The following is a 20,605-nucleotide window of genomic DNA, read 5'->3' as shown; positions in this document are numbered from 1 at the left end:
ACTCAGTAGCCGTGCCGAATGGGTTGGTCCATAAACGATCCGAGCATGGCCAGATGGTCAGCCGGAGGCTCAGCGGCATTAAAGCTGGGACGATCGAGATACACCAAATTGGCGACGGTGGTGGGGACCATCTGGCGAGGTCCACTGGAGCGTTCCAGAAGATGACGTTCAAGCATCGCCGTGGATTCCGTCAGTCGATGGGCCATCTCACGGGTCATCTCTAACTGGCGAAACGCCAGGGTCCAGCGATGCTGCCAATGCAAGGTGAGGCCACTCAGCACCAGCACAGCAGCGAACACGCCGATCAAGCTTCCATCGGCAGCACGATGAAGACCTGCCAGCAGGGGCGACTGCCGGGCAACACGACGGGCCGAGAGGGACCCCTGAATAACTTCAAGAGCCCCTGTAGCGACCGGTCGTTGCGTGGACGACGGTTGAGATTGCGGAACCGCGACCACGGACAAGGTTTGATCAATGCGCCAGTGAACCATCTGGGACGGGGCACCGCAAGGCCGAAACCTTGACCAGGACTGAAGATTCGCTCAGCTGCCCAGCAGGAGAAGGTTCAGGAAGGTCACCCCGTTCCAGAGCGCATGCATCACCACGCAGGGGAGCAGGCGCCCGGTGCTCAGTCGCAACAACCCCAAGCCCAGACCCAGCACCAGCAGTGGCGGCAGTTCACCAAGGCTGAGATGTGCGACCGCAAACACCAAGGCACTCACAATCACAGCGCCGGCTCGGCCAAGCGACCGCCCAAGCACAGGCAGCAGCACACCGCGGAAAATGGTTTCCTCGAACAGCGGCGCCAGCACCACGATTGTGGAGCCGAGCAGGAGCAGGGCCAGGGAACTGTTGCTGGTCAGCACGATTTCCAGCAGGGGATTGCTGCCGCCCTGGTCACCGATCACCCGAGACACCAACCAACCCGTCAGCACGACGGGAGGCATCACCATCAGCCAACCTCGCAAGGCCTGCAGCACAGCTGTTCCGAAAGGCTGCAAACGCCACTGCAACCAACCGCCGGAAGGAGGTGGTGACGGATCGCACGTTCTGAGCTGCTGGCGCAGGATCAGCAGCGGCGGAACCGCCAACGCGACGTAGCCGAACAGCACGGTGATGCCCTGGGAAAGAGGTGCAGCAAGCCCTCGGGTGACCAGCCCGGCCACAGGCAACACCACGAGAGGCGCCAGCACCTCGCCGAGCACCACAAATCCACCGGCCACCAGCAGCACCATGTCCAACGGAGCAAGGGGTGGTGCGACGAGCGCAGGCCAAGGGGCAAGGCGGCGGCGGAACAGCAGCCAAAGATGACGGATCAGCAAGAGCCCCCCGAGCAGCAGCGCCAACAACGGCAGAAGCTCACTGATCACCAGCCGCCTGGCCGCTGCACTTGCCGATCGGGGGTCAAGACATGACGTGAGATCACCACCCAAGGCCTCACAGGCCAACCGACGGACCAGCGGATCAGGAGCCTGGCTCAGCAACCTGGCGCGATCGTCGACCGAAACATCGCGGGCACCGGGATCCGTCAGGGCCTTCTGAAGCTCGGCGAATGCATCGGCGCGAGGCGCAGCCTGCTGAAGTGTGCGGAGATGCTCGGGGTCGGACTCCAATGCGGCGAAGAGCAGCCTCTGACGCTCATCAAGCCGATCGAGAGGGGTTTGGCGCAGGCTTTTCAGCAGAGCAGCCCTGGGATCGGCACCCACTAGAAGCGATTGCAGCGGTACTGGCACCTTCGGCTCAGCCAGCAGAGCCAGCTCCTGCTGCTCAAGAGAGAGAGCAGGCGCGACGGATGGCTTGCTGACACTGTCAACCAGTCCAAGCACCCAGACAGTGGTGGCCAGGACCAGCGAGAGGAGCGCCAGCAACACCTTCCAGGTCGGAGCTGCCGAAGAACGTCCCGAGGGTGGGCTGGTCACACAGCGCAAGCAACTGCAAGAGATTCTCCTCGGTCACGGGCATGCGGGGCGACCGCACGATCCAAGGAACGATCCAAAGGAAGCCATGGAGGCTCGCCAATACGATGGCGGCGCTCTCTCTGCATGAAGCGGTGTCCTTGCGTCTTCTCCTCGTTCGCCACGGTCTCAGCAGCTTCAACGTGGAGCGCCGGATTCAAGGGCGTGATGACCTCTCAACGCTGACCACAACCGGAGAGGAACAAGCCCGTCGCACAGGCCTGGCCCTGGCTGACGTGCCGATCACAGCGGTGTATAGCTCTCCTTTGAAACGAGCGGCATCCACAGCTGCCGGTGTGCTGGCTGAACGCAATGACAAGCTTTCGCCCAGCTTCGACGACGGTCTGCTTGAGATTGATCTTGAACCCTGGAGCGGACTCACTGCTGACGAGCGGGCCGAGCGCTTTCCCGAGGAATTCGCCACCTGGAAACGTCAGCCGGAAGTGTTGGAGCTGAGCCGCGCCGATGGACGTCGCTACAAACCTCTGCAGGAGCTGATGCAACAGGCGCGCGAGTTTCTCGACGCACTGATCAGCAAGCACTCTGTGGATGGAAACGACACCGTTCTCATCGTTGGGCACAACGCCATCCTGCGCTGCCTGATCGTGACGCTGCTCGGTGAACCGGAACAGGGCTTCAGGCGGCTCCGCCTCGACAATGCATCGCTCTCGATTTTCAATATCAGCTCAAAAGGTGATGGCCATCAAGTGCAGATCGAATGCCTGAACAGCACCGCACACCTGACGCCCCCACTGCCAACCAAAGGGAAAGGAGCACGGCTGATCCTGGTTCGGCACGGCGAAACCAACTGGAACCGTGACGGCCGCTTTCAGGGGCAGATCGACATCCCGCTCAACAGCAATGGCCATGCCCAGGCTGAAGCCGCCAGAGGCTTTCTGGCAGATGTGCCGATTCAGAAAGCCTTCAGCAGCTCAATGACCCGTCCGAGGGAAACAGCTGAGGGGATCCTGATGTCGCATCCCGACGTCGCCCTGCAACAAACCGACGGTCTGGTGGAAATCGGCCATGGCCTCTGGGAAGGGAAACTGGAATCCGAAATCAAGGCGGAGTGGGGTGCTCTGCTCGAGGAATGGAAACGCACACCGGAAACCGTCCAGATGCCTGAGGGTGAAACCATTCAGGATGTCTGGGAGCGATCCGTTCAGAGCTGGAACACGATCGCCGAGGACCTGAACCCTGCCGAAACCGCGCTGGTGGTGGCCCATGACGCTGTCAACAAAACCATCCTCTGCCATCTGCTGGGGCTTACTCCTGCGGACATTTGGGCTGTCAAACAAGGCAACGGCGGTGTCACGGTGGTCGACATGCCCTCAGAACCGGGGCAGCCTGCAGTAGTGGCTTGCCTGAATCTCACCTCCCACCTTGGTGGGGTTCTCGATCGCACGGCCGCTGGAGCGCTCTGAAATCACAAGACCGATGACCGAGATGCTGCTGCTCGACCCCGTCCAGGTGCTCAAGGGCCCGGGTCATGCCGTTGAGATCGGTGGTGCTGCGCTCTTGCGGGATGGCCGGCTGGAAGCACTCGGCGAGGCTGCTCGTGCGGCTGCTCATGCAGCCAACATCACCGTGCAAGACGCCTCACAGCAACTGCTTGCACCCTGCCTGGTGGATGCACATTCGTTTCTGCCCGCCCCGTTTCAGGGCCAGGGTGAGACCCTCAACAGCCTCATGCGATCCGCCGGGGCTGGCGGCTTCGGCCAGATCGCTCTCCTGCCGGATGGCGAGACTCGTCGCGAACGTCCGGAACATCTGCATGGCTTTGAATTGAAAGACTGCGATGTGGACGTGCATCTCTGGGCAGGTTTCAGTCAAGGGGGAGAGGGTGAGCAGCTCACCCCCCATGCCGATCTGATTGAAGCCGGTGCTGTCGGACTGTCCGACGGTGGTGCGATCCCATCCATGGCCTTGATCGATCGAGCACTCACTCTGGGGGAGTGCGGATCAGCACCGCTACTGATCTCGCCCCTTGACCTCAACCTGCGGGGCGAAGGCCTGCTGCGTGAAGGTCCGGAAGCGCTAAGGGCCGGATGGCCGGGTGATCCGCTGAGTAGTGAAACGGTTCCCCTCAGCCAGCTCGCTCAGCTCCAGCAAGAACATCCCGAGCGAAGGCTGATGGTGATGGGGGTATCGACAGCGACAAGCGTCGACCTCCTCCAGCGACAGCCCAAACGTCCCGGTTCAACCGTGAGTTGGTGGCACTTAATCCAGAGCAGCAGCGACAGTGCCGCAACCGCGGCCTCTTGGTTCGTCTCGCCATCCCTAGGCGATGACGCAGACCAGCAGGGCCTGATCGAAGGCCTGCGCAACGGGGTGATTGACGCCGTTGCGGTGCATGCCCTGCCCTTGGATGACGAGGAATGTCTGCTGCCGCCGGATCAGCGTCAACGGGGGGTCGCCGGCCATCAACACGTGCTGCCCGCTCTTTGGCAGGCCTTGGTCGTGACGCGCGGATGGAGCGCCGAAGAGCTTTGGGACATCCTGAGCTTTAAGCCAGCGACATTGCTGGGACGAACACCGGAGCAGCTCGCGCTCGGAAGCAACCGCTGGCTGTTGTTCGACCCCGAGCAGACTTGGACGCCATCGCGTGATGATCCTTCGGCATCAAAAGCGGCCAACCAACCCTGGCTGCATCGAGCCGTCAAGGGAAAAGTGGTGGCCTGCGGCCTCAGGACCCCAGAGAGCCACTGCGGTTAAGGGGCCAGAACCGCCAGAACGCACGACCGATGATTTCATCCTCAGGAAGAAAGGGCCCGCCAGGCCAGTAACGGCCATCCCAACTGTTGGCTCGGTTGTCACCCAAGACCAGCACGTGGCCTTCAGGCACCGTCACATTCAGCGTGCGGCAGAGGCTCATGCCCTGATCGTCCACGTCGCAGTAGTTGGTGACATATGGCTCATCCAGTGCAACTCCATTGACGGTCACGGCACCGCGCGGGTTGACGGTCACTTGATCACCACCGATGGCAACCACACGCTTGATGTAGGCATCACAGGCGGGCTGGCTCACGCCAGGGATCAATCCAATCAGCGGGAAATTGGCCAGAGCGCAGCGGAACACTGGTGGAGATTCGGTGGTTTTCAACGCTGGATCAAACGCATGCGGAGAGTTGAACACAACAATTTCGCCGCGACGCGGTGACCGGCCTGCGAAGGTGAGTTTCTCGACCAACAAGCGATCCTGAATTTGCAGACCGGGCAGCATTGAGCCCGAAGGGATGAACCGTGCCTCTGCCACGTAGTGCCGGATGCCGAAATACAACGCCAGCGTGAACAGCACTGGACCCCAGAAATCCCAAAAGGGATGCGCTTTGCGGGTCGAAGCAGGGGCAGGCGATGGCGAGGAACCCGGGGGAGACTCAGCTCCTTTGGATGAGGCGTCGGGCTGAGGGTCAGGCAAGAAACCCAGATCAAGCGTTTGAGCACCCAAGATAGGCCTGATGGCGCTGGCCTCCTAGCCTGAAGTCAGCGGAGTACGCCCATGGTCCGACCCCGGTGGCAAAGCGCGAAACCGACAGCGAGCCGCCGATTTTGGCTGAGATGGGATCGGACGATCGCTGCCATCGCCGCGGTGAACCTGACCTGGGTCGTGTTCGACGTGACCTATGTGCCATTGCGCAACTTCTGGTTGCAGCGAACCCTCTATCCCCTTCCAACGATTGGCCTCGCGGTTCCACTGCCCTGGCTGCCAAACCTCACCAAGGTCTACGACCGGGTGAAAGGCATCGAACCCCACCCAGACACTGAGTCCTACCTCAGGCATTTTCAGCAACTGGAAGCCACCGCTGCATCAAGCGGCATCAACAGCCCAGCAGCACGCCAGCTGAGACTGCAAATGGTGGTGAAGAGCAATCAGCTGATCGATGAAAACCCATTCGTGGCCTCGAATAAAACGGGTTCATTGGAGAAGCTCAAGAGTCGTCTCCGGGCGAGAGCCGACATGGATTCGGCCAAGCAGTCCGCCGCCTATCTGCTGGGGGAAAGTCATCTGACACCAGAGAACTGGGACGACGAAAAGCGTTTTTGGCAAGACAGCATCCTGCCCCTGGTCGCCACAAACTACTGGCGCGGAACCGATGAGAACGGGCAACCGGTCGACTTGTCCTGGCGGATTGATTTTCCCTTTCAAATCCTCTTCCTGCTGGACATTGTCTTGCGGGCCGTTCGCCTGAAACGACGCTTTCCCGCGATTGCCTGGCGGGATGCCCTACTGCGCCGCTGGATCGATCTGCCACTGCTGATCCCTTTCTGGAGATTGCTGCGGGTGGTGCCGGTCACCGAACGTCTGTCCAGCACACGCATGATTCAGCTGGAGCCCCTGCGGGCTGCGGTCAGTCGTGGAGTGGTGGCGGTCCTGGCTCTTGAATTATTCGAAGTGATCACCCTTCGAACCCTGGATGCCGCCCAGGATGCCGTGCGCTCACCCCGCTGGCCGGACCAGATCCGAAGGCTGTGCAGCCACCAAAGCGTCGATGACGACGGAGAGAGGGAACTAGCAGAATTGCTGAGACTCTGGCTGCCACTCGTGCTGACGCAAGTGGGGCCAGCCATGCGTCCACAATTGGTAGCGCTTGTCAGCCATGCCTTACGGCGGAATCTGGAGGAGACCGCGATTCCCTCCTCACTCCGAGCTCTCCCGGGAATGGAACGCGCCGAAGACCGTCTTAGCCATCAGCTCTCCAATGGCTTGGTCGATTCACTGCTCAGCCTTTCGCGCCGCGCCGGCGATCGACTGGGTCAGAAAGACCAGGTACTTAAGGACCTTGGCATTCAGACGGTGGATCGTTTTTGGGAAGAACTCGCCAGAACCTTGGAACAAGGCCCCGTGCTGGAACGCAGTCAGGAACTCGTTGCTTCGTTTCTCGAGGAACTCAAGCGCAACAGCATGACGCAATTGCGCTCGCAGAAGGATGTGGATGCACTGATCAAGGAACTGGATGGTTTGAACTTCAACCCAACAGTTCAGCCTCCCAAATCTCAGGCTTGAATCCCGTCAAAAAACGGCCATCAGGGCCGCGAAGAAAGGGTCGCTTGATCAACTTCCCATCGGAGGCGAGGGCTTGTAGTGCCTGGTCATGGGTCATGGCCTTGACGGCGGCGGCACCAAGGGCGCGATAACTCTGGCCACTGGTATTGAACAGCGGTTTGAGACTGCCGAACTGATCGGCAGCCTTAGAGAGCCAATCAATGGAGGGCGGCTCAAGCGTGATGTCGAGAACCTCGCATGAAAGACCCTGACTCTCCAGCCAGGTGAGGGCCTTTCGGCACGTGCTGCAGCGCGAATAGCTGAAGACGGTGTAATCAGCCAAGGAATCAGCGACCGAGCAAGCTCTTCACAGCACCGATCAGGCTGTTGGAGCCCTGACCAACACCGTCTTGAGGACGGGTGCGAACCGTGACGTCACCATTGACGCTGGTGCGGCAGCTGAGGCGATAGTTCGCCGGCCGGTCAGCCAAGTAAACCTCCTCGACATCACTTCGTGGTGAGAGGTTCTGCGCGCCTTCGATCACTTCAATCACACAGGTGCCGCACTGACCGACACCACCGCAATTGTTGAGGTTGTTCAAACCTTTGTAGGGATTCACACCGGCCGAGAGAGCCGCTTTCCGCAGATTGGCACCTTCAATACAGCCGACCTGTTGGCCTTCCTGCTCGAAACGGATGGTGGGCACGGGGCGTCCTGAAATGTCGGTGGCTCAATTTACAGCAATCAACCAATGGGAGGAGGCAAAACAGCCAAGCTCGTCCGCCGCCTTTGAAGGGAAAAATCACAGCTCGGGTTATCGGGCTGCCGCTGCGACACAGGTCTCAAGCAGAGGCTGCACAGCGTCCACGTCTCGCCAGCCGCCGATGCTGGTCACGCGACCTTCCATATTCTTATAGGTACGAAAGAATTCAGCCACGTCTTCCAGCTGACTGGGTGCAATCTGGCGAATGCTCTGAATGCTGCTTTGACGTGGATCGGCAGCTGGAACACACAGAATCTTGCCGTCGTAATGACCCATGTCGTGCATGTCGAGCACACCGATCGGCCTGGCATGAATTAAGCAACCAGCAAACGTGGGCTCGGCCATGATGACCATGGCATCGAGAGGAGATCCATCCTCAGCCAGTGTGTTTGGGACGAAGCCGTAATCAAAGGGGTATCGAACCGCTGAGTGGAGAACGCGGTCCAAGGCCATCACTCCAGCTTCTTCAAGGTATTCATATTTGTTGCTGCTTCCGGCAGGAATCTCAACGATCAGATTGATCAGCCCTGGAGAGGGTGAGGGTGTAAGGGCCCTGAGATCCATGACTCTCCTGAACAGCGATGGAGGAATGGTTGGGGCGGTCGGTCAACACGGCAGCAAGCGGAACGCCTAAACCGGTGATGGCAAGGGTGAAGCCGAGAAGAGCGAGAGCAGGAACAGACACGAGCTGCGCTGGGTGCGCAGGCGATTGGGGGGCAGGCTCAGGGTCCATTCAGTGGTTATCGAGGACATCCCACACGTCAGAGCTTGAAGCGCTGAAGACACCGAAACCTCGAGAAGCTACCGGTGGGGAGATGAAAGGGATCAGGCGATCAATTTCACCTGCATTCTGCCACTCATGGAACGCTTATGCAGCAGGCCGATCCTGACGATCCCTGCGGGAAGCAAGATCTGAAGGCGCTTCAGGGAGTCCGTCCAGCCGGCTGCGAATCAAACGAAGTTCTTCCAGGATGGCTCCTAGCACTTGCTGAGTGGCCGTGGACGGAGAGTTGAGAACTTCAACAGTGACTTCTTTAATCCTCAGGACGTCCTTAGCGAAGCGAGCAACCTCGTTGGGGTGAAATAAAAGGGGATCTTTCTGATCGCTCCTGTATTCAGGATTGAGCTTGCGAGGGTTGAAAGGGGGGTTGAGATTGCGGGGGTCAGTGTTCGTGTAGCGATAAACAGATGCGCGTGAACGATTCAGAGATTTCTGAACATCATCGATGCCAACCAAAGCATCCGATTGCGAAAGAGCAGCTCCAGCATCGCCTCGTAATTCTCCAGATTCGGTGACAGAGGGCACCGAAACATCGAGCGGCCGAGGAAACATGAGACAGCGCTGGGACAGCTTGGAATCCGCAGACCTTAGCAGCTGAGACTCAGGACGCCAGCGTCGATCACAGCGAAAGAGACAGTTCCAGAATCGACCGTTTTCTTGCGGGTGATAACTTCCAACACGCCCTTGAAGTGATGTGATGCGCGTCTCCCGCCTCACGCTGGTGACGTTGCGGGATGTCCCCGCAGATGCAGAGATTCCGTCACATCAACTGCTGATCCGCGGTGGATACATCCGACGCGTCGGATCAGGTATCTACGCCTACCTCCCGCTGATGTGGAGGGTTTTGCGCAAAATCAGCGCGATTGTGCGCGACGAGCTTGACGCACTTGGTGCTCTCGAAACACTGCTGCCACAGCTGCAACCTGCCGAGCTTTGGGAACGGAGCGGTCGCTGGCAGGGCTACACGGCAGGCGAAGGAATCATGTTTCACCTCGAAGATCGACAGGAGAGACGCCTCGGCCTCGGCCCAACCCATGAAGAGGTGATCACCGAATTGGCAGGCGACCTGCTGCGTTCCTACCGACAATTACCCGTCACCCTCTATCAGATCCAGACGAAGTTCAGGGATGAGATCCGTCCCCGGTTCGGGTTAATGCGCGGACGGGAATTCATCATGAAGGACGCCTACTCCTTCCACGCCGACGAGACAGACCTGCAGGAGACCTATGCGGCAATGGCGGGAGCTTATCAACGCATCTTCGAGCGATGCGGGCTCGATGCCGTTGGCGTGGATGCCGACAGCGGCGCCATTGGAGGGGCTGCCTCCCAGGAGTTCATGGTCACCGCCGATGCCGGCGAAGACCTCATCTTGACCAGCTCGGATGGCAGCTATGCCGCCAACCAAGAGAAAGCTGTCTCCATTCCACCGCCGGCCGAGGCTCTGCCAGCCGGAGACGAGCGCACTCTGAAAACACCCGGGCAGACCACCATTGAGCAACTTTGTTCGGCCCACGAATTCAGTCCCACCCAAATCATCAAAGTGCTGGTGCTCGTGGCGAGATTGGAAGACGGACGCGAACAACCGGTCCTTGTGAGCCTTCGCGGCGACCAGGAACTGAATGAGGTCAAGCTGACCAACACGCTCACCCGCCTCCTGGAATCAACCGTGCTGGATGTCGCTCCGGCCACGCCCGATCAGGTCCGCCAGCAGGGACTGGCACCGTTGGCCTTCGGATCCCTGGGCCCTGATCTGGACGACGCCGCTCTAAGAGGGGCCCGCCGCTGGGAAGGCCGTTTTGAACGGCTAGCAGATCCGACGGCTCTCGAGGTCGAACGTTTCGTCTGCGGCTCCAATGTCTCGGATCAACATCGTTGGGGAGCCAGCTGGTCATCGATGCCGAAACAGCATTCCGCGGATGTGCGCAATGCCCGATCAGGCGATCGCTGCGTCCACAACGCAGAGGCCACGCTGGGGGAGAGACGCGGCATCGAAGTCGGCCACATCTTCCAGCTAGGTCGCAAATACTCCGATGCCTTAGACGCGCGTTTCACTAATAAGGACGGCAAACAGGAATCCCTGCTGATGGGGTGCTACGGCATCGGCATCTCACGGCTTGCGCAGGCAGCGGTCGAACAACATCACGATGACGCTGGCATTTGCTGGCCTGTGGCCATCGCTCCATTTCAGGTGATCGTCGTCGTCGCGAACCTGAAGGACAGCACCCAGCTTGAGCTGGGCGAATCCCTGTATCAACAACTCAAAAGCGCTGGACTCGATGCGCTCCTTGATGATCGCGGCGAACGGGCTGGAGTGAAGTTCAAGGACGCGGATCTGATTGGCATTCCCTGGCGGATCGTGGTCGGACGTGATGCTGCCGAGGGCCGGGTGGAGCTGGTTGAGCGAGCAACACGAGCCAGTGAGACGCTTCCGCATGAAGAAGCACTGAAGCGCTTGATCGACACCATCCCGGCAGGAATACAGATTTGACGCCCTATCCGCCTAAAGTCCCTCAAACCGACCCAACCATGCAAGACGCGCTGAACCACCTGAGCCGACAGCTCAAAAGCTTCACCTTGGCTCTCTGTCTTGGGCTGACCTTGTTGCTCACCGCCTGTGGAGATTCCGTCTCCATGCTCACCGGCGACTATGTCGAAGACACCGTGGCCGTGGTTCACACACTGCAGACCACCCTCGCCCTGCCAGCAGACGCCGAGGGACTTCAAGACTCAGAGCGTGAGGCCCACGATTTAATCAACGACTACATGTCGCGCTACAGGCCGCAACCTCGAGTGAATGGGCTGAGCTCTTTCACCACAATGCAAACCGCCCTGAATTCCCTTCAAGGCCACTACAACACCTACACCAATCGTCCTGTCCCGGACGATCTGAGAGCCAGGGTCGACAAGGAGCTTGGCAAAGCTGAAAAAGCAGTTCTGCGCGGCACCTGACGCCTCTGTTCTTCAACAGCAACATCACAAATCCGCAATCGCTTTGACTTCAGGCATCTCGACCTGAGAAGATCGCAGATTGTGCAGAATCGCGGCTTCGGGCCGCTGTGTCTTTGGCCAACGTTGTCGTCATCGGTGCGCAGTGGGGTGACGAGGGGAAAGGAAAGATCACAGATCTTCTCAGCCGCTCCGCTGACGTCGTCGTCCGATATCAGGGCGGTGTCAACGCTGGCCACACCATCGTTGTGGACGATCGTGTGCTCAAGCTGCACCTGATCCCATCGGGAATTCTGTACCCGGACACCGACTGTCTGATCGGATCCGGCACCGTCGTGGATCCAAAGGTGATGCTTGGCGAACTCGACATGTTGATCGAGAACGGCATCGATATTTCCGGGCTGAAGCTGTCATCGACAGCCCACGTGACCATGCCCTACCACCGCCTCCTCGACGAAGCGATGGAGAAGCAGCGTGGCGACCGGAAAATCGGCACGACCGGCCGTGGCATTGGTCCCACCTATGCCGACAAATCACAACGCAGTGGCATCCGTGTCATCGACCTACTCGATGAAGATCGGCTGCGGGATCGCCTTGATGGTCCGCTCAAAGAAAAGAACCAGCTACTGGAAACCATTTATGGCGTGGAGCCCCTCGACGCCGAGGCGGTGATCAGCGAGTACTTGGCTTACGGCCAACGCCTCGCTCCCCACGTGGTGGATTGCACCCGCGAAATTCACCAAGCGGCTCGCAACAGAAAAAACATCCTTTTTGAAGGGGCCCAGGGCACCCTGCTTGATCTCGACCACGGCACCTATCCCTACGTCACCTCCTCCAATCCCATCTCCGGCGGAGCATGCATTGGAGCCGGGGTGGGGCCAACCCTGATTGATCGGGTGATCGGCGTAGCCAAGGCCTACACCACGCGCGTCGGCGAGGGACCGTTCCCCACCGAGCTCGAGGGCAGCCTCAACGATCACCTCTGTGATCGCGGCGGTGAATTCGGCACCACCACAGGCCGCCGCCGCCGTTGTGGCTGGTTCGACGGCGTTATCGGTCGCTATGCGGTGGGCGTCAACGGTCTCGATTGTCTGGCCATCACCAAGCTTGACGTGCTCGACGAACTCGACGAGCTCCAAGTGTGTGTGGCCTATGACCTCGACGGTGTCCGCATCGAGCATTTCCCTTCCTGCGCCGAGGAATTCTCTCGCTGCACCCCTATTTTCGAGACCCTGCCTGGATGGCAGTGCTCCACCGAAGAATGCCGCAGCCTTGAGGATCTTCCGGAGAAGGCGATGGCCTACCTGCGCTTCCTGGCTGACCTGATGGAAGTGCCCATCGCCATCGTGTCGCTGGGAGCCGGACGGGACCAGACCATCGTGGTGGAAGACCCGATTCATGGACCGAAGCGCGCTCTGCTGAGCGCTTGATTCGGAGGAGTCGGTCCAGGCGTAAGACTGCGGCAATTCATCCCCCCGTTTCATGGCCGAATCCCACCGCTTCCAGCCCAGCGCATCACTGGATGTGGTGGGGATCGGCAATGCCATTGTTGACGTGCTGGTGCAAACCCAGGACAGCTTCCTGGAGCAGCACGGGCTATCCAAAGGGGGAATGGCGCTCATCGATGAGCAGCAGGCTGAAACGCTCTACCAATCGAGTGGTCCAGGCCTAGAGACCTCCGGTGGTTCCGTGGCCAACACCATGGTGGGCATTGCTCAGCTGGGAGGCCGCACCGGATTCATCGGCCGCGTTCGCGATGACCAGCTTGGTTCGATCTTCAGCCACGACATCCGCGCGGTCGGTGCCCGATTTGACACACCTCCGGCCACCAGCGGAGCCACCACAGCTCGCTGTTTGATCTATGTGACGCCTGATGCAGAGCGCACGATGTGCACCTTCCTTGGCGCCTCAACCCAGCTCGAACCGCAGGATCTCGATCTATCCATGGTCAAGGAAACCAAAGTGCTCTACCTGGAGGGTTACCTCTGGGACAGCCCAGCGGCCAAACGAGCCTTCATCGCAGCGGCGGAGGCCTGCCGAGAAGCAGGAGGTCAAGTGGCCTTGTCGCTGTCTGACGGATTCTGCGTTGATCGTCACCGCGAAAGCTTCCTGGACCTGGTGAACGGTCATGTAGATGTTCTCTTCGCCAATGAAGCAGAGATCAAAGCGCTCTATGAAACCGACAACTTCGACACAGCGCTCGAGCAGGTTCGTGGATGCTGCTCCGTGACCGCCATCACCCGTGCTGGAGAGGGTTCGGTGGTTCTTGAGGGCAATCAACGCTGGAACATCGGCATTTTCAACCTTGGATCATTGGTGGATACAACCGGTGCCGGAGATCTCTACGCCGGTGGTTTCCTGCACGCCTACACCCAGGGGGAGTCGCTAGAGCGCTGTGGAGAACTTGGCGCACTCTGCGCCGGTCAGATCGTCACGCAGCTTGGGGCCCGATCTCAGGTTTGCCTGAAGGAGCTCAGGAGCGAGCATCTGCGCTGAGCGCCGCTGTGGCCCAGGCGGCATAACCACTGCCTGCCTGGGCCGACCAATGCAAGATTTCTGGCGTGTCATAACTGTGCAGGCTCTCCAGGACCGACAGCAGATCCTGCAAATGGTCCGGGCAAGTTTTGATCAGCAGCTGCACCTCATTGGCACGCTCGATCGCACCCTGCCAGCGGTAGCGCGACTGCAACGGCATCAGACTGACGCAAACCGCCAGACGCTGGTCCAGCAACTCCTGGGCCAGTGCCTCAGCCAGGGTTTCATTGGCCTCCGTTGTAAGCACCAGCTTGAGGTCCTGCGGTGTTGGCATTGAGAAGGCGGCACAGCGCATTCACGCTATGGACCACGTCAACATCCAGCCTTGCGTGCGGTCGCTTCAGTTTCCATAGACGCATCGATCCGTCCGCACAAAGACGACTCCAAAGCCCATCAGCTGCACCACCCGACTGGCGACACAGCACATCGCTGATCTTCCAGCGATGGCATAAGGCTGCTTCAAGAGCCCCGGGACGTTCACCGGCACCGGGCCTGAGCACGGCCAGTTGGTCGCCGGACAAGCCCGCTGCACCAGCCTTGCGAATGGCCTCGGGCGTTGGCAGCACTCGAGCATGCACCACAGCCCCGGCCAGGTGCGCCGCTGCCACTGCAGCATGAAGCTGCCTTGCTCCAACCGCCAGCAGCAGACGATGACCCGATAACGGACAACGGGCCAGGTCATCGATCGTTGCGAGCAGCCCATGGTCAACGGCTCCGTGATCAGGGCGCTCATAGCGAATGAGCCATGGATGGCCGGTGGAACAGGTGAATTGCAAATCAGCACTGATGCGCAGGGCGAAGGGATGGGTGGCATCCACCACACAGGTCACAGCCTGCGTCGCCAGATGATCAGCTAACGACTGCTGCGACGGGAAAGCTCCAACATGCAGACCTTGCAATGACATCGCGGCGAAACCCCTCGCCGCCGCTTGACTCACCACACTGACGCTGACGCGGAATCCTCTATCCAGCAGCGACTGCACAATCCCAGGGCCCTCTCCGGTCCCAGCAAAGACCAGCACATGCTCATGGCGATTCCGCCGTTGGTGCATCAGGATGGCGCTCACTGATCCGGCCGAGGATGAATCATTGCGTACTTGAGGTGGATGTTCTTCAGGCTCCCACCCTGCGTTACACCCAGGACAATCAGACCCCAATCGCTGAGATGGAGGTTGGGTTCGATGCATTGCGTGCGGATGATCCCCGTGGTCAACTCAAGGTTGTCGGGTGGGGGAACCTCGCCCAGGACCTGCAGAACCGGGTTCAAGTGGGGCAGCGACTGGTGATCGAAGGGCGACTGCGCATGAACACTGTTCCGCGGCAAGACGGCACAAAAGAGAAGCGGGCTGAATTCACCCTCGCCAGGTTGCATGCGGTGGAATCAGCCCCTACGGCCGCATCAGCACCCCAACCTCTGCCGCAGAGCGCACCCGGCCGACAAGCACCCCCAGCTTCCGCATCTGCATCAGCTGCGGCGCCCACTGCTGAACCCGCCGCCCAGTGGAACAGTGCGCCTCTGGTGCCTGACACCGATGACATCCCCTTCTGATCAAAGATGGTCTGCTTCAGCGTTGTGAGGCGCTAGGCGTGAAGTGCTCGGAGGCCCGTTGCAGCAACTGACCGAGTTCCCGCTCCAGAGCAGCCAGATCCAACCGGAACTCGGCCCAGCGTCCACGATCAATCTGCTCCAGCAGCCAGGCCCGGTCTTGCTCCAGCTGTTGAATCAAGTCGGCGGGATCCTCTGTGGACTCTCGTTCGTTGGATCGGGAGCTGTCCATGGATTGCGGGATGGTTCCATCCATCCTGAACCCCACATGGTCAGAATGGCGCCACTTTCGAGGCCGCATGACCGATCTGCTCTCGCCGGGAAGCCTGGTCACTATCGCCGGCGGTGTTTTAACCGTGGTCGGAGCTGTGGCCTACGGCACAGGCAACGCCAACCTGAGCCTGCCGACAATTTTTTACGGCATTCCCATTTTTCTGGGTGGGCTCGCCCTGAAATCGTCTGAACTTCCGCCCGCACGACGGGTCACGCCCAAAGCTTTGCTGAAAACTCAGCGCGAAGCTGCCACTCCCGAATTAGGCAAACTCCTGGCTGATGTGACCCGCTGGCGCTACGGCCAGAAAGCTCACCTGGAGAGTTCCCTGGAAGCCCTCAAGCTCTGGGACGAAGACAATCCGCCACAGCTCGAGGAAATCGAAGAACTCAGCCTGGGCAACAGCTACGGGTTGCGTCTTCGCTTCTCCTGTGAGGGAGTTCCGCTGGAACGCTGGCAGGAACGTCAAGAGCGCTTAAGTCGTTTTTTCGCCAAAGGGCTCGACGCCACCATCACTCCGCTCGACGGTGATCGTCTCGACCTGACGCTGCTTCCGGAAGGGGTTTTCGCGAAGAGCGAGCATGGAAAGACCGACGCACAATCCCATGGATGATGCTCTCAGGGTCTCCGTCCTGAGTGAGGCCCTTCCCTACATCCAGCGGTTTGCCGGCCGCAGGATTGTGGTGAAGTACGGCGGAGCGGCCATGGCGCACGCTGAACTGCAGACTGCGGTGTTCCGGGATCTTGCTCTGTTGCGCAGTGTCGGCGTCCAGCCGGTGGTGGTGCATGGCGGAGGGCCCGAGATCAATCACTGGCTCAATCGCTTGGAGATCGCACCAGAGTTCCGCGATGGTCTGCGCGTCACCGATGCCAACACCATGGACATTGTGGAAATGGTTCTGGTTGGGCGCGTCAACAAGCAAATCGTCAATGGTCTCAACCGCTTGGGAGCCAAGGCGGTTGGATTGAGCGGGAGCGATGGAAGTTTGGTGGAAGCTCGCACCTGGGGTGATGGCAGCCACGGCATGGTGGGTGAAGTGGCACGGATCACACCCGACGTGCTGGAGCCCTTGCTGGAGCGTGGCTATGTGCCGGTCATTTCGAGCGTGGCCGCCAACCCCGAAGGTGTGGCCCACAACATCAACGCTGACACCGTGGCCGGCGAAGTGGCTGCAGCATTGGAAGCAGAAAAACTGATTCTGCTGACCGACACACCAGGAATTCTCCGAGATCGGGAGGATCCAGCCTCGTTGTACCGGCAGTTGAAGCTGTCCGAGGCACGACAGCTAATTCAGGATGGAGTCGTGGCCGGCGGCATGACGCCGAAGACCGAATGCTGCATTAGGGCTCTTGCCCAGGGCGTCTCAGCCGCCCACATCGTGGATGGCCGCGTCCCCCATGCCCTACTGCTGGAAGTGTTTACCGATGCAGGCATTGGCACCATGGTGGTGGGACGCGGCTGACCGATGAGTACGGGGCTGAAGGCAGCGGAGGACGCGCTTGAGCGAGGTGACTATGGCCAGTGTCTGCGCCTACTCGAGCCTCTTGCTGAGGCCCATCCGATCACCGAGCCCAAAGGAGCCTCCGTGCGCATGGTGATGGTGACAGCCTGGATGGGACAGGGTGATGACCAGAAAGCCATTGCCACCTGTCGGCTGCTGACCCGTTGCAAAGACGTCGAGCTGCGCAACCGAGCCCGGCAATTGTTGAGCGTGCTGGAGGCACCGAGCCTTGACCGGCCAGCCCGATGGTCGATGCAGCTGCCGACCCTCGAGATGGCTCCCAAGCTGGGCAAAAGGCCCCGCAGCAGCCGACGCAGTCGAAAGCCAAAACCGCCACCGCCTCCGCCGACGGGGCCAACAAGGGGTCCATCGGCAGGCTTCGCAGCGTTGGTGCTGGCTGTGCTGCTGGGGCTGACCCTGTTGCTCAGTGGATGTGTTCATGTCAGTGCTGATATCGAACTGGGTGGCCCGGATCGACTGGCGATGCGCTGGCAGATCAACAGCCTCAGTGGCCGCCGGCTTCCCTGGCAAGAAAATTTTGCTAAGGCACTGCAATCCGAAGGACTGAGCTGGTCGGTGAATCAGCAACGAACCGGTGGGCTCTCCCTCAGCAGCCCTACCCTCACCGGCCAGCAGGCCTCAACGCTGTTAAGCCGCAGCGTCGAACTAGCGGGTCTCACTGCCGGCCAGTCATTTCCGCCTCCTGAGCTTTCGGTGCAGGAACGGAACTGGCTGATCGGTGTCCAGCAAGACCTCGACCTCAAGCTGAATCTCACTGGTTTGGCGTCGTACACCACCGGTGAGCTGCAGATCACGATTCAACCGGTTGCCAACCTCAAGCATGTGCAGACATCACCGACTGAAGCGACGCTGAACCAGCAGGTGGTGCGCTGGCCGCTTCAAAGTGGAGCGATCAATCAACTCCGGATCCGTCGTTGGCAATGGAGCCGCCTTGGACTGGGCAGTGTGGTGGTTGGCATCCTGCTGCTGCTAAGCCTGATGCTCCAATCGGTGCGCTTGCGTCTGGGTTTCGGCTACCCAGAACTCCCGTCTTGACTCAGAGCTGAAGGGGATCAGGATCCACAGCCAGCGACACATCCCGAGGCAAGCCGTCCCAGAGGCTGGCACCCGGGGGCAGAGGAATGGGACTGTTTTTGGGACCGTGCAGAAGCAACTGCCAGCGGCTACGTCCCGCCACTCTGGCCACAGGAGCTGGTGCGGGCCCGAGCAACTGCCAGCCGGCCGCGGCACACGGTTCGCGCAGGCGTTCCGCCAAGAGCGTTCCCGCCGTCGCCGTGTCGTTGGCGGATCGACCTGCGAGCCTCAGCAGACAAGCCCGAGCGAACGGCACGAGTCCTGCTTCCCGTCGCAAGGTGGTTTCCTCCTCGAGAAACCGCTCGTAACGACCATCCACCAGATGCCGAATCACAGGATGGTCCGGGCTGTAGGTCTGCACCAGCACTTCGCCAGGCTTCTCCGCACGGCCGGCACGACCAGCGAGTTGCAGAAGCAACTGCAGACACTGCTCACCAGCCCTGAGGTCAGGGCGATGGAGAAGGCCATCTGCCGCGAGCACTGCAGCCAGCGTCACATGGGGAAGATCCATCCCCTTGGCCAGCATCTGCGTTCCCACCAGCACATCAGCCTCGCCGTCGGCAAATCGGTCCAGCAGGCGTCGGTGCCCATCTCGCCCGCCGGTGGTGTCGCGATCAAATCGCAAAAGGCGCAGATCGCTCAGCTCCGCGGCCAACCGCTCCATCACCCGCTGCGTTCCGGCACCAAAGGGCTTGAACGCCAGTGATCCGCAAGCGGAACAGGACGCGGCGATTGGCTCGCGATGGTCGCACCAATGACAGCGCAGCCACTGCTGATGCGACCGGCTGCCGTGAACGGTGAGAGGCACATCGCAGTGGGGACACATCACCACCTCTCCGCAACTGCGGCAACTGAGAAAGGTGCTGTACCCGCGGCGCGGAACGAGCACCACCGCCTGCTCGCCCTTATCTCGAAGGCCTGCCAGCCGATCCATGAGTGCACGGCTGATCAAGCGTTTATTGCCCTCTGCCAACTCATGGCGCATGTCGATGATGCGCACGGGAGGCAACGGCTGACGGGAGATCCTTGAGCGCAACTTGGAGAGCATGACCGGACCTTCGGGTTGAAGACGGCTCCAGGTCTCCAGCGATGGCGTGGCACTGCCCAACAGCAAACGGCCACCCTGCAACCTCACCCGCTCGGATGCCAGATCCCGAGCGTGGTAGCAAGGCATCGGTGACTCCTGCTTGTAGGAGTTGTCGTGCTCTTCATCAAGCACCAGCAATCCCAACGGGCGCAGCGGCAGAAACACAGCCGAACGCGTGCCCACCACCACGAGGGGCTGATCAGAGGCAAGACAACGACGCCAGGTAGCGACGCGCTCCCGATCAGTGCAACCACTGTGGTACTCCACAACCTGCGCGCCAAAACGCTTGCGGCAACGGTCCACCAGTTGTGGGATTAATCCGATCTCCGGCGTGAGCATCAGAACGTGCCGTCCGGCCCCAAGCTCAGCCGCAGCCAGCTGCAGATACACCTCAGTTTTTCCTGACCCGGTGATTCCCCAAAGCAGCATTTCGCTGCTATCCGGGAGCCTCTGAAAGCGCGTAATTGCAGCCTGCTGTTCTTCAGTCAGCGCTCGCGGAGGCTCCGCATGAAAGGGTGGCGAAACGGAGGACTCCAGGTCGTTGCAGCAGCGCTGCTCACGTTGGATCAACCCTTTGGATTCCAAGGCCTGGACACTTCCCGACTGAAACCCTTCCGCCAGGAGATCGCGCTGCCAGGCCCCCCCACCCCGTTGCGCAAGCACATCCATTAAGGCTTGCTGGCGTGACGCGTTGGAGAGGTCGACGGAGGGCGCGACGTCTCGCAAGGCAACCCACCACATCCGACGGCCAGCCGCAGAAGGGGTGGGCCGCTGCCCCAGCCATCCGGGTGGCAAAGCCGCTTTGAGCATCCGAAAGGAACTGGTATGGCATCGATCTGCCATGGCGTCGAGCCACTCCCTCCAACCGGCATCAACCGCAGCGGATTGCACCAGTGCATCCACAGGCAGGAGAGGGTGGCCGCTGAAACCCTCAGCGTGGGAATCCTCGTCGAAGCCGCGGCAGCTGGTCACCAGGCCCTGCAACCGTCGGCCTCTCAGGCGGACGGACACCAGATCTCCCAAACCAACACCGAGTCGGAGACTGTCGCAGTAGCGAAACGTGCGACCGTCTCGACCGGCCTCCAGCCAGACGTCAACAACGGAAACCGACTGTTCGGAAAGCACGCAGCACGGTAACT

General features: G+C 60.3%; 23 protein-coding genes. 11 read left to right on the top strand and 12 right to left on the bottom strand.

Features of this window, described 5'->3' with window-relative positions:
- Window positions 1-2 precede the first annotated feature (2 nt).
- Both SynA1560_RS05115 and SynA1560_RS05110 read right to left on the bottom strand, forming a co-directional pair.
- Window positions 3-458 (bottom strand): hypothetical protein, encoded by a 456-nt coding sequence (locus SynA1560_RS05115; protein WP_186470556.1) that lies wholly within the window; start codon window positions 456-458, stop codon window positions 3-5.
- Between the two features lie 84 nt (window positions 459-542).
- Window positions 543-1,919 (bottom strand): CPBP family intramembrane glutamic endopeptidase, encoded by a 1,377-nt coding sequence (locus SynA1560_RS05110; RefSeq protein ID WP_186501328.1) that lies wholly within the window; start codon window positions 1,917-1,919, stop codon window positions 543-545.
- A 131-nt stretch (window positions 1,920-2,050) separates the two neighbouring features.
- On the opposite strand from SynA1560_RS05110, the gene SynA1560_RS05105 reads away from it, so the two are divergent.
- Together SynA1560_RS05105 and SynA1560_RS05100 are read left to right on the top strand one after the other, a co-directional pair.
- Window positions 2,051-3,379 carry a histidine phosphatase family protein gene (locus SynA1560_RS05105; protein WP_186501582.1) on the top strand — a complete coding sequence of 443 codons (1,329 nt, stop codon included), beginning with the start codon at window positions 2,051-2,053 and terminating at the stop codon, window positions 3,377-3,379.
- A gap of 13 nt (window positions 3,380-3,392) precedes the next feature.
- Window positions 3,393-4,670: a dihydroorotase gene (locus SynA1560_RS05100; protein WP_186501327.1), complete on the top strand. Its 1,278-nt coding sequence runs from the start codon at window positions 3,393-3,395 to the stop codon at window positions 4,668-4,670.
- Here SynA1560_RS05100 and lepB read toward each other — a convergent pair.
- Entirely contained in the window at window positions 4,642-5,373 is a 732-nt protein-coding gene (gene lepB, locus SynA1560_RS05095; RefSeq protein ID WP_186470551.1) for a signal peptidase I, read from the bottom strand. The two genes, SynA1560_RS05100 and lepB, sit on opposite strands and share 29 nt — an antisense overlap.
- An 81-nt stretch (window positions 5,374-5,454) precedes the next feature.
- On the opposite strand from lepB, the gene SynA1560_RS05090 reads away from it, so the two are divergent.
- Window positions 5,455-6,960: a hypothetical protein gene (locus SynA1560_RS05090; RefSeq protein WP_186501326.1), complete on the top strand. Its 1,506-nt coding sequence runs from the start codon at window positions 5,455-5,457 to the stop codon at window positions 6,958-6,960.
- Here the strand turns inward: SynA1560_RS05090 and SynA1560_RS05085 are convergent.
- The 5 genes from SynA1560_RS05085 to SynA1560_RS05065 all read right to left on the bottom strand — a co-directional run bounded on the left by SynA1560_RS05085 (window position 6,923) and on the right by SynA1560_RS05065 (window position 9,036).
- Window positions 6,923-7,282, bottom strand: a complete 360-nt coding sequence (locus SynA1560_RS05085; RefSeq protein WP_186470549.1) for a Spx/MgsR family RNA polymerase-binding regulatory protein — start codon at window positions 7,280-7,282, stop codon at window positions 6,923-6,925. The genes SynA1560_RS05090 and SynA1560_RS05085 overlap by 38 nt on opposite strands.
- Window positions 7,283-7,286: 4 nt before the next feature.
- The gene (locus tag SynA1560_RS05080) at window positions 7,287-7,646 is read right to left on the bottom strand and encodes a 2Fe-2S iron-sulfur cluster-binding protein (protein WP_186470548.1); all 360 of its coding nucleotides are present in this window, start codon (window positions 7,644-7,646) and stop codon (window positions 7,287-7,289) included.
- Between the two features lie 108 nt (window positions 7,647-7,754).
- A complete protein-coding gene (locus tag SynA1560_RS05075) occupies window positions 7,755-8,267 on the bottom strand; it encodes an inorganic diphosphatase (RefSeq protein WP_186470546.1) in 513 nt (170 codons plus the stop codon).
- Entirely contained in the window at window positions 8,209-8,388 is a 180-nt protein-coding gene (locus SynA1560_RS05070) for a hypothetical protein (protein WP_255477074.1), read from the bottom strand. Before SynA1560_RS05070 ends, SynA1560_RS05075 begins: the two co-directional genes overlap by 59 nt.
- A gap of 183 nt (window positions 8,389-8,571) precedes the next feature.
- Window positions 8,572-9,036, bottom strand: coding sequence for a resolvase (locus SynA1560_RS05065; RefSeq protein ID WP_186470544.1), 465 nt, complete (start codon window positions 9,034-9,036; stop codon window positions 8,572-8,574).
- 145 nt (window positions 9,037-9,181) lie between these two features.
- Here SynA1560_RS05065 and SynA1560_RS05060 point away from each other — a divergent pair, with 145 nt between their 5' ends.
- The 4 genes from SynA1560_RS05060 (at window position 9,182) to SynA1560_RS05045 (ending at window position 13,926) form a co-directional block, all read left to right on the top strand.
- Window positions 9,182-10,972, top strand: coding sequence for a proline--tRNA ligase (locus SynA1560_RS05060; RefSeq protein ID WP_186501325.1), 1,791 nt, complete (start codon window positions 9,182-9,184; stop codon window positions 10,970-10,972).
- 38 nt (window positions 10,973-11,010) lie between these two features.
- On the top strand, window positions 11,011-11,433 hold the full coding sequence (psb27, locus tag SynA1560_RS05055) for a photosystem II protein Psb27 (protein ID WP_186470541.1): 423 nt from the start codon (window positions 11,011-11,013) through the stop codon (window positions 11,431-11,433).
- Between the two features lie 107 nt (window positions 11,434-11,540).
- Window positions 11,541-12,860, top strand: coding sequence for an adenylosuccinate synthase (locus SynA1560_RS05050; RefSeq protein ID WP_186501324.1), 1,320 nt, complete (start codon window positions 11,541-11,543; stop codon window positions 12,858-12,860).
- A 52-nt stretch (window positions 12,861-12,912) separates the two neighbouring features.
- Window positions 12,913-13,926 carry an adenosine kinase gene (locus SynA1560_RS05045; protein WP_186501323.1) on the top strand — a complete coding sequence of 338 codons (1,014 nt, stop codon included), beginning with the start codon at window positions 12,913-12,915 and terminating at the stop codon, window positions 13,924-13,926.
- Here SynA1560_RS05045 and cutA read toward each other — a convergent pair.
- Window positions 13,904-14,239: a divalent-cation tolerance protein CutA gene (gene cutA, locus SynA1560_RS05040; protein ID WP_186470538.1), complete on the bottom strand. Its 336-nt coding sequence runs from the start codon at window positions 14,237-14,239 to the stop codon at window positions 13,904-13,906. The two genes, SynA1560_RS05045 and cutA, sit on opposite strands and share 23 nt — an antisense overlap.
- The gene (locus tag SynA1560_RS05035) at window positions 14,190-15,032 is read right to left on the bottom strand and encodes a precorrin-6A/cobalt-precorrin-6A reductase (protein ID WP_186501322.1); all 843 of its coding nucleotides are present in this window, start codon (window positions 15,030-15,032) and stop codon (window positions 14,190-14,192) included. Before SynA1560_RS05035 ends, cutA begins: the two co-directional genes overlap by 50 nt.
- Before the next feature lie 14 nt (window positions 15,033-15,046).
- On the opposite strand from SynA1560_RS05035, the gene SynA1560_RS05030 reads away from it, so the two are divergent.
- Window positions 15,047-15,514 carry a single-stranded DNA-binding protein gene (locus SynA1560_RS05030; RefSeq protein ID WP_186501321.1) on the top strand — a complete coding sequence of 156 codons (468 nt, stop codon included), beginning with the start codon at window positions 15,047-15,049 and terminating at the stop codon, window positions 15,512-15,514.
- 16 nt (window positions 15,515-15,530) lie between these two features.
- Here SynA1560_RS05030 and SynA1560_RS05025 read toward each other — a convergent pair whose 3' ends face one another.
- The gene (locus tag SynA1560_RS05025; RefSeq protein ID WP_186501320.1) at window positions 15,531-15,743 is read right to left on the bottom strand and encodes a hypothetical protein; all 213 of its coding nucleotides are present in this window, start codon (window positions 15,741-15,743) and stop codon (window positions 15,531-15,533) included.
- A 67-nt stretch (window positions 15,744-15,810) separates the two neighbouring features.
- Between SynA1560_RS05025 and SynA1560_RS05020 the strand changes: the two genes are divergently transcribed.
- The 3 genes from SynA1560_RS05020 to SynA1560_RS05010 are packed head-to-tail and all read left to right on the top strand — an operon-like array spanning window position 15,811 to window position 18,340.
- Entirely contained in the window at window positions 15,811-16,395 is a 585-nt protein-coding gene (locus SynA1560_RS05020) for a DUF2854 domain-containing protein (RefSeq protein ID WP_186501319.1), read from the top strand.
- Window positions 16,388-17,245 carry an acetylglutamate kinase gene (gene argB, locus SynA1560_RS05015; RefSeq protein ID WP_186470533.1) on the top strand — a complete coding sequence of 286 codons (858 nt, stop codon included), beginning with the start codon at window positions 16,388-16,390 and terminating at the stop codon, window positions 17,243-17,245. Before SynA1560_RS05020 ends, argB begins: the two co-directional genes overlap by 8 nt.
- 3 nt (window positions 17,246-17,248) lie before the next feature.
- The gene (locus SynA1560_RS05010) at window positions 17,249-18,340 is read left to right on the top strand and encodes a DUF3153 domain-containing protein (protein WP_186501318.1); all 1,092 of its coding nucleotides are present in this window, start codon (window positions 17,249-17,251) and stop codon (window positions 18,338-18,340) included.
- 1 nt (window position 18,341) lies between these two features.
- On the opposite strand, the gene priA is transcribed toward SynA1560_RS05010, so the two are convergent.
- Window positions 18,342-20,591: a primosomal protein N' gene (gene priA, locus SynA1560_RS05005; protein WP_186501317.1), complete on the bottom strand. Its 2,250-nt coding sequence runs from the start codon at window positions 20,589-20,591 to the stop codon at window positions 18,342-18,344.
- Between the last annotated feature and the right edge of the window lie 14 nt (window positions 20,592-20,605).

It is taken from the genome of Synechococcus sp. A15-60 (genome assembly GCF_014280095.1).
Lineage (GTDB): Bacteria > Cyanobacteriota > Cyanobacteriia > PCC-6307 > Cyanobiaceae > Synechococcus_C.
Note: the sequence above shows the minus strand (reverse complement) of the source record. Positions and strands in the feature narration are given on the sequence as shown.

Bases quoted from the DNA above. Each gene is read 5' to 3' on its own strand.
- SynA1560_RS05075 (WP_186470546.1), bottom strand. From the start codon at position 8,267: ATGGATCTCAGGGCCCTTACACCCTCACCCTCTCCAGGGCTGATCAAT.
- SynA1560_RS05020 (WP_186501319.1), top strand. From the start codon at position 15,811: ATGACCGATCTGCTCTCGCCGGGAAGCCTGGTCACTATCGCCGGCGGT.
- SynA1560_RS05025 (WP_186501320.1), bottom strand. From the start codon at position 15,743: ATGGACAGCTCCCGATCCAACGAACGAGAGTCCACAGAGGATCCCGCC.
- SynA1560_RS05060 (WP_186501325.1), top strand. From the start codon at position 9,182: ATGCGCGTCTCCCGCCTCACGCTGGTGACGTTGCGGGATGTCCCCGCA.
- cutA (WP_186470538.1), bottom strand. From the start codon at position 14,239: ATGCCAACACCGCAGGACCTCAAGCTGGTGCTTACAACGGAGGCCAAT.
- SynA1560_RS05100 (WP_186501327.1), top strand. From the start codon at position 3,393: ATGACCGAGATGCTGCTGCTCGACCCCGTCCAGGTGCTCAAGGGCCCG.
- SynA1560_RS05045 (WP_186501323.1), top strand. From the start codon at position 12,913: ATGGCCGAATCCCACCGCTTCCAGCCCAGCGCATCACTGGATGTGGTG.
- SynA1560_RS05090 (WP_186501326.1), top strand. From the start codon at position 5,455: ATGGTCCGACCCCGGTGGCAAAGCGCGAAACCGACAGCGAGCCGCCGA.
- SynA1560_RS05010 (WP_186501318.1), top strand. From the start codon at position 17,249: ATGAGTACGGGGCTGAAGGCAGCGGAGGACGCGCTTGAGCGAGGTGAC.
- psb27 (WP_186470541.1), top strand. From the start codon at position 11,011: ATGCAAGACGCGCTGAACCACCTGAGCCGACAGCTCAAAAGCTTCACC.
- SynA1560_RS05065 (WP_186470544.1), bottom strand. From the start codon at position 9,036: ATGTTTCCTCGGCCGCTCGATGTTTCGGTGCCCTCTGTCACCGAATCT.
- argB (WP_186470533.1), top strand. From the start codon at position 16,388: ATGGATGATGCTCTCAGGGTCTCCGTCCTGAGTGAGGCCCTTCCCTAC.
- SynA1560_RS05030 (WP_186501321.1), top strand. From the start codon at position 15,047: ATGAATCATTGCGTACTTGAGGTGGATGTTCTTCAGGCTCCCACCCTG.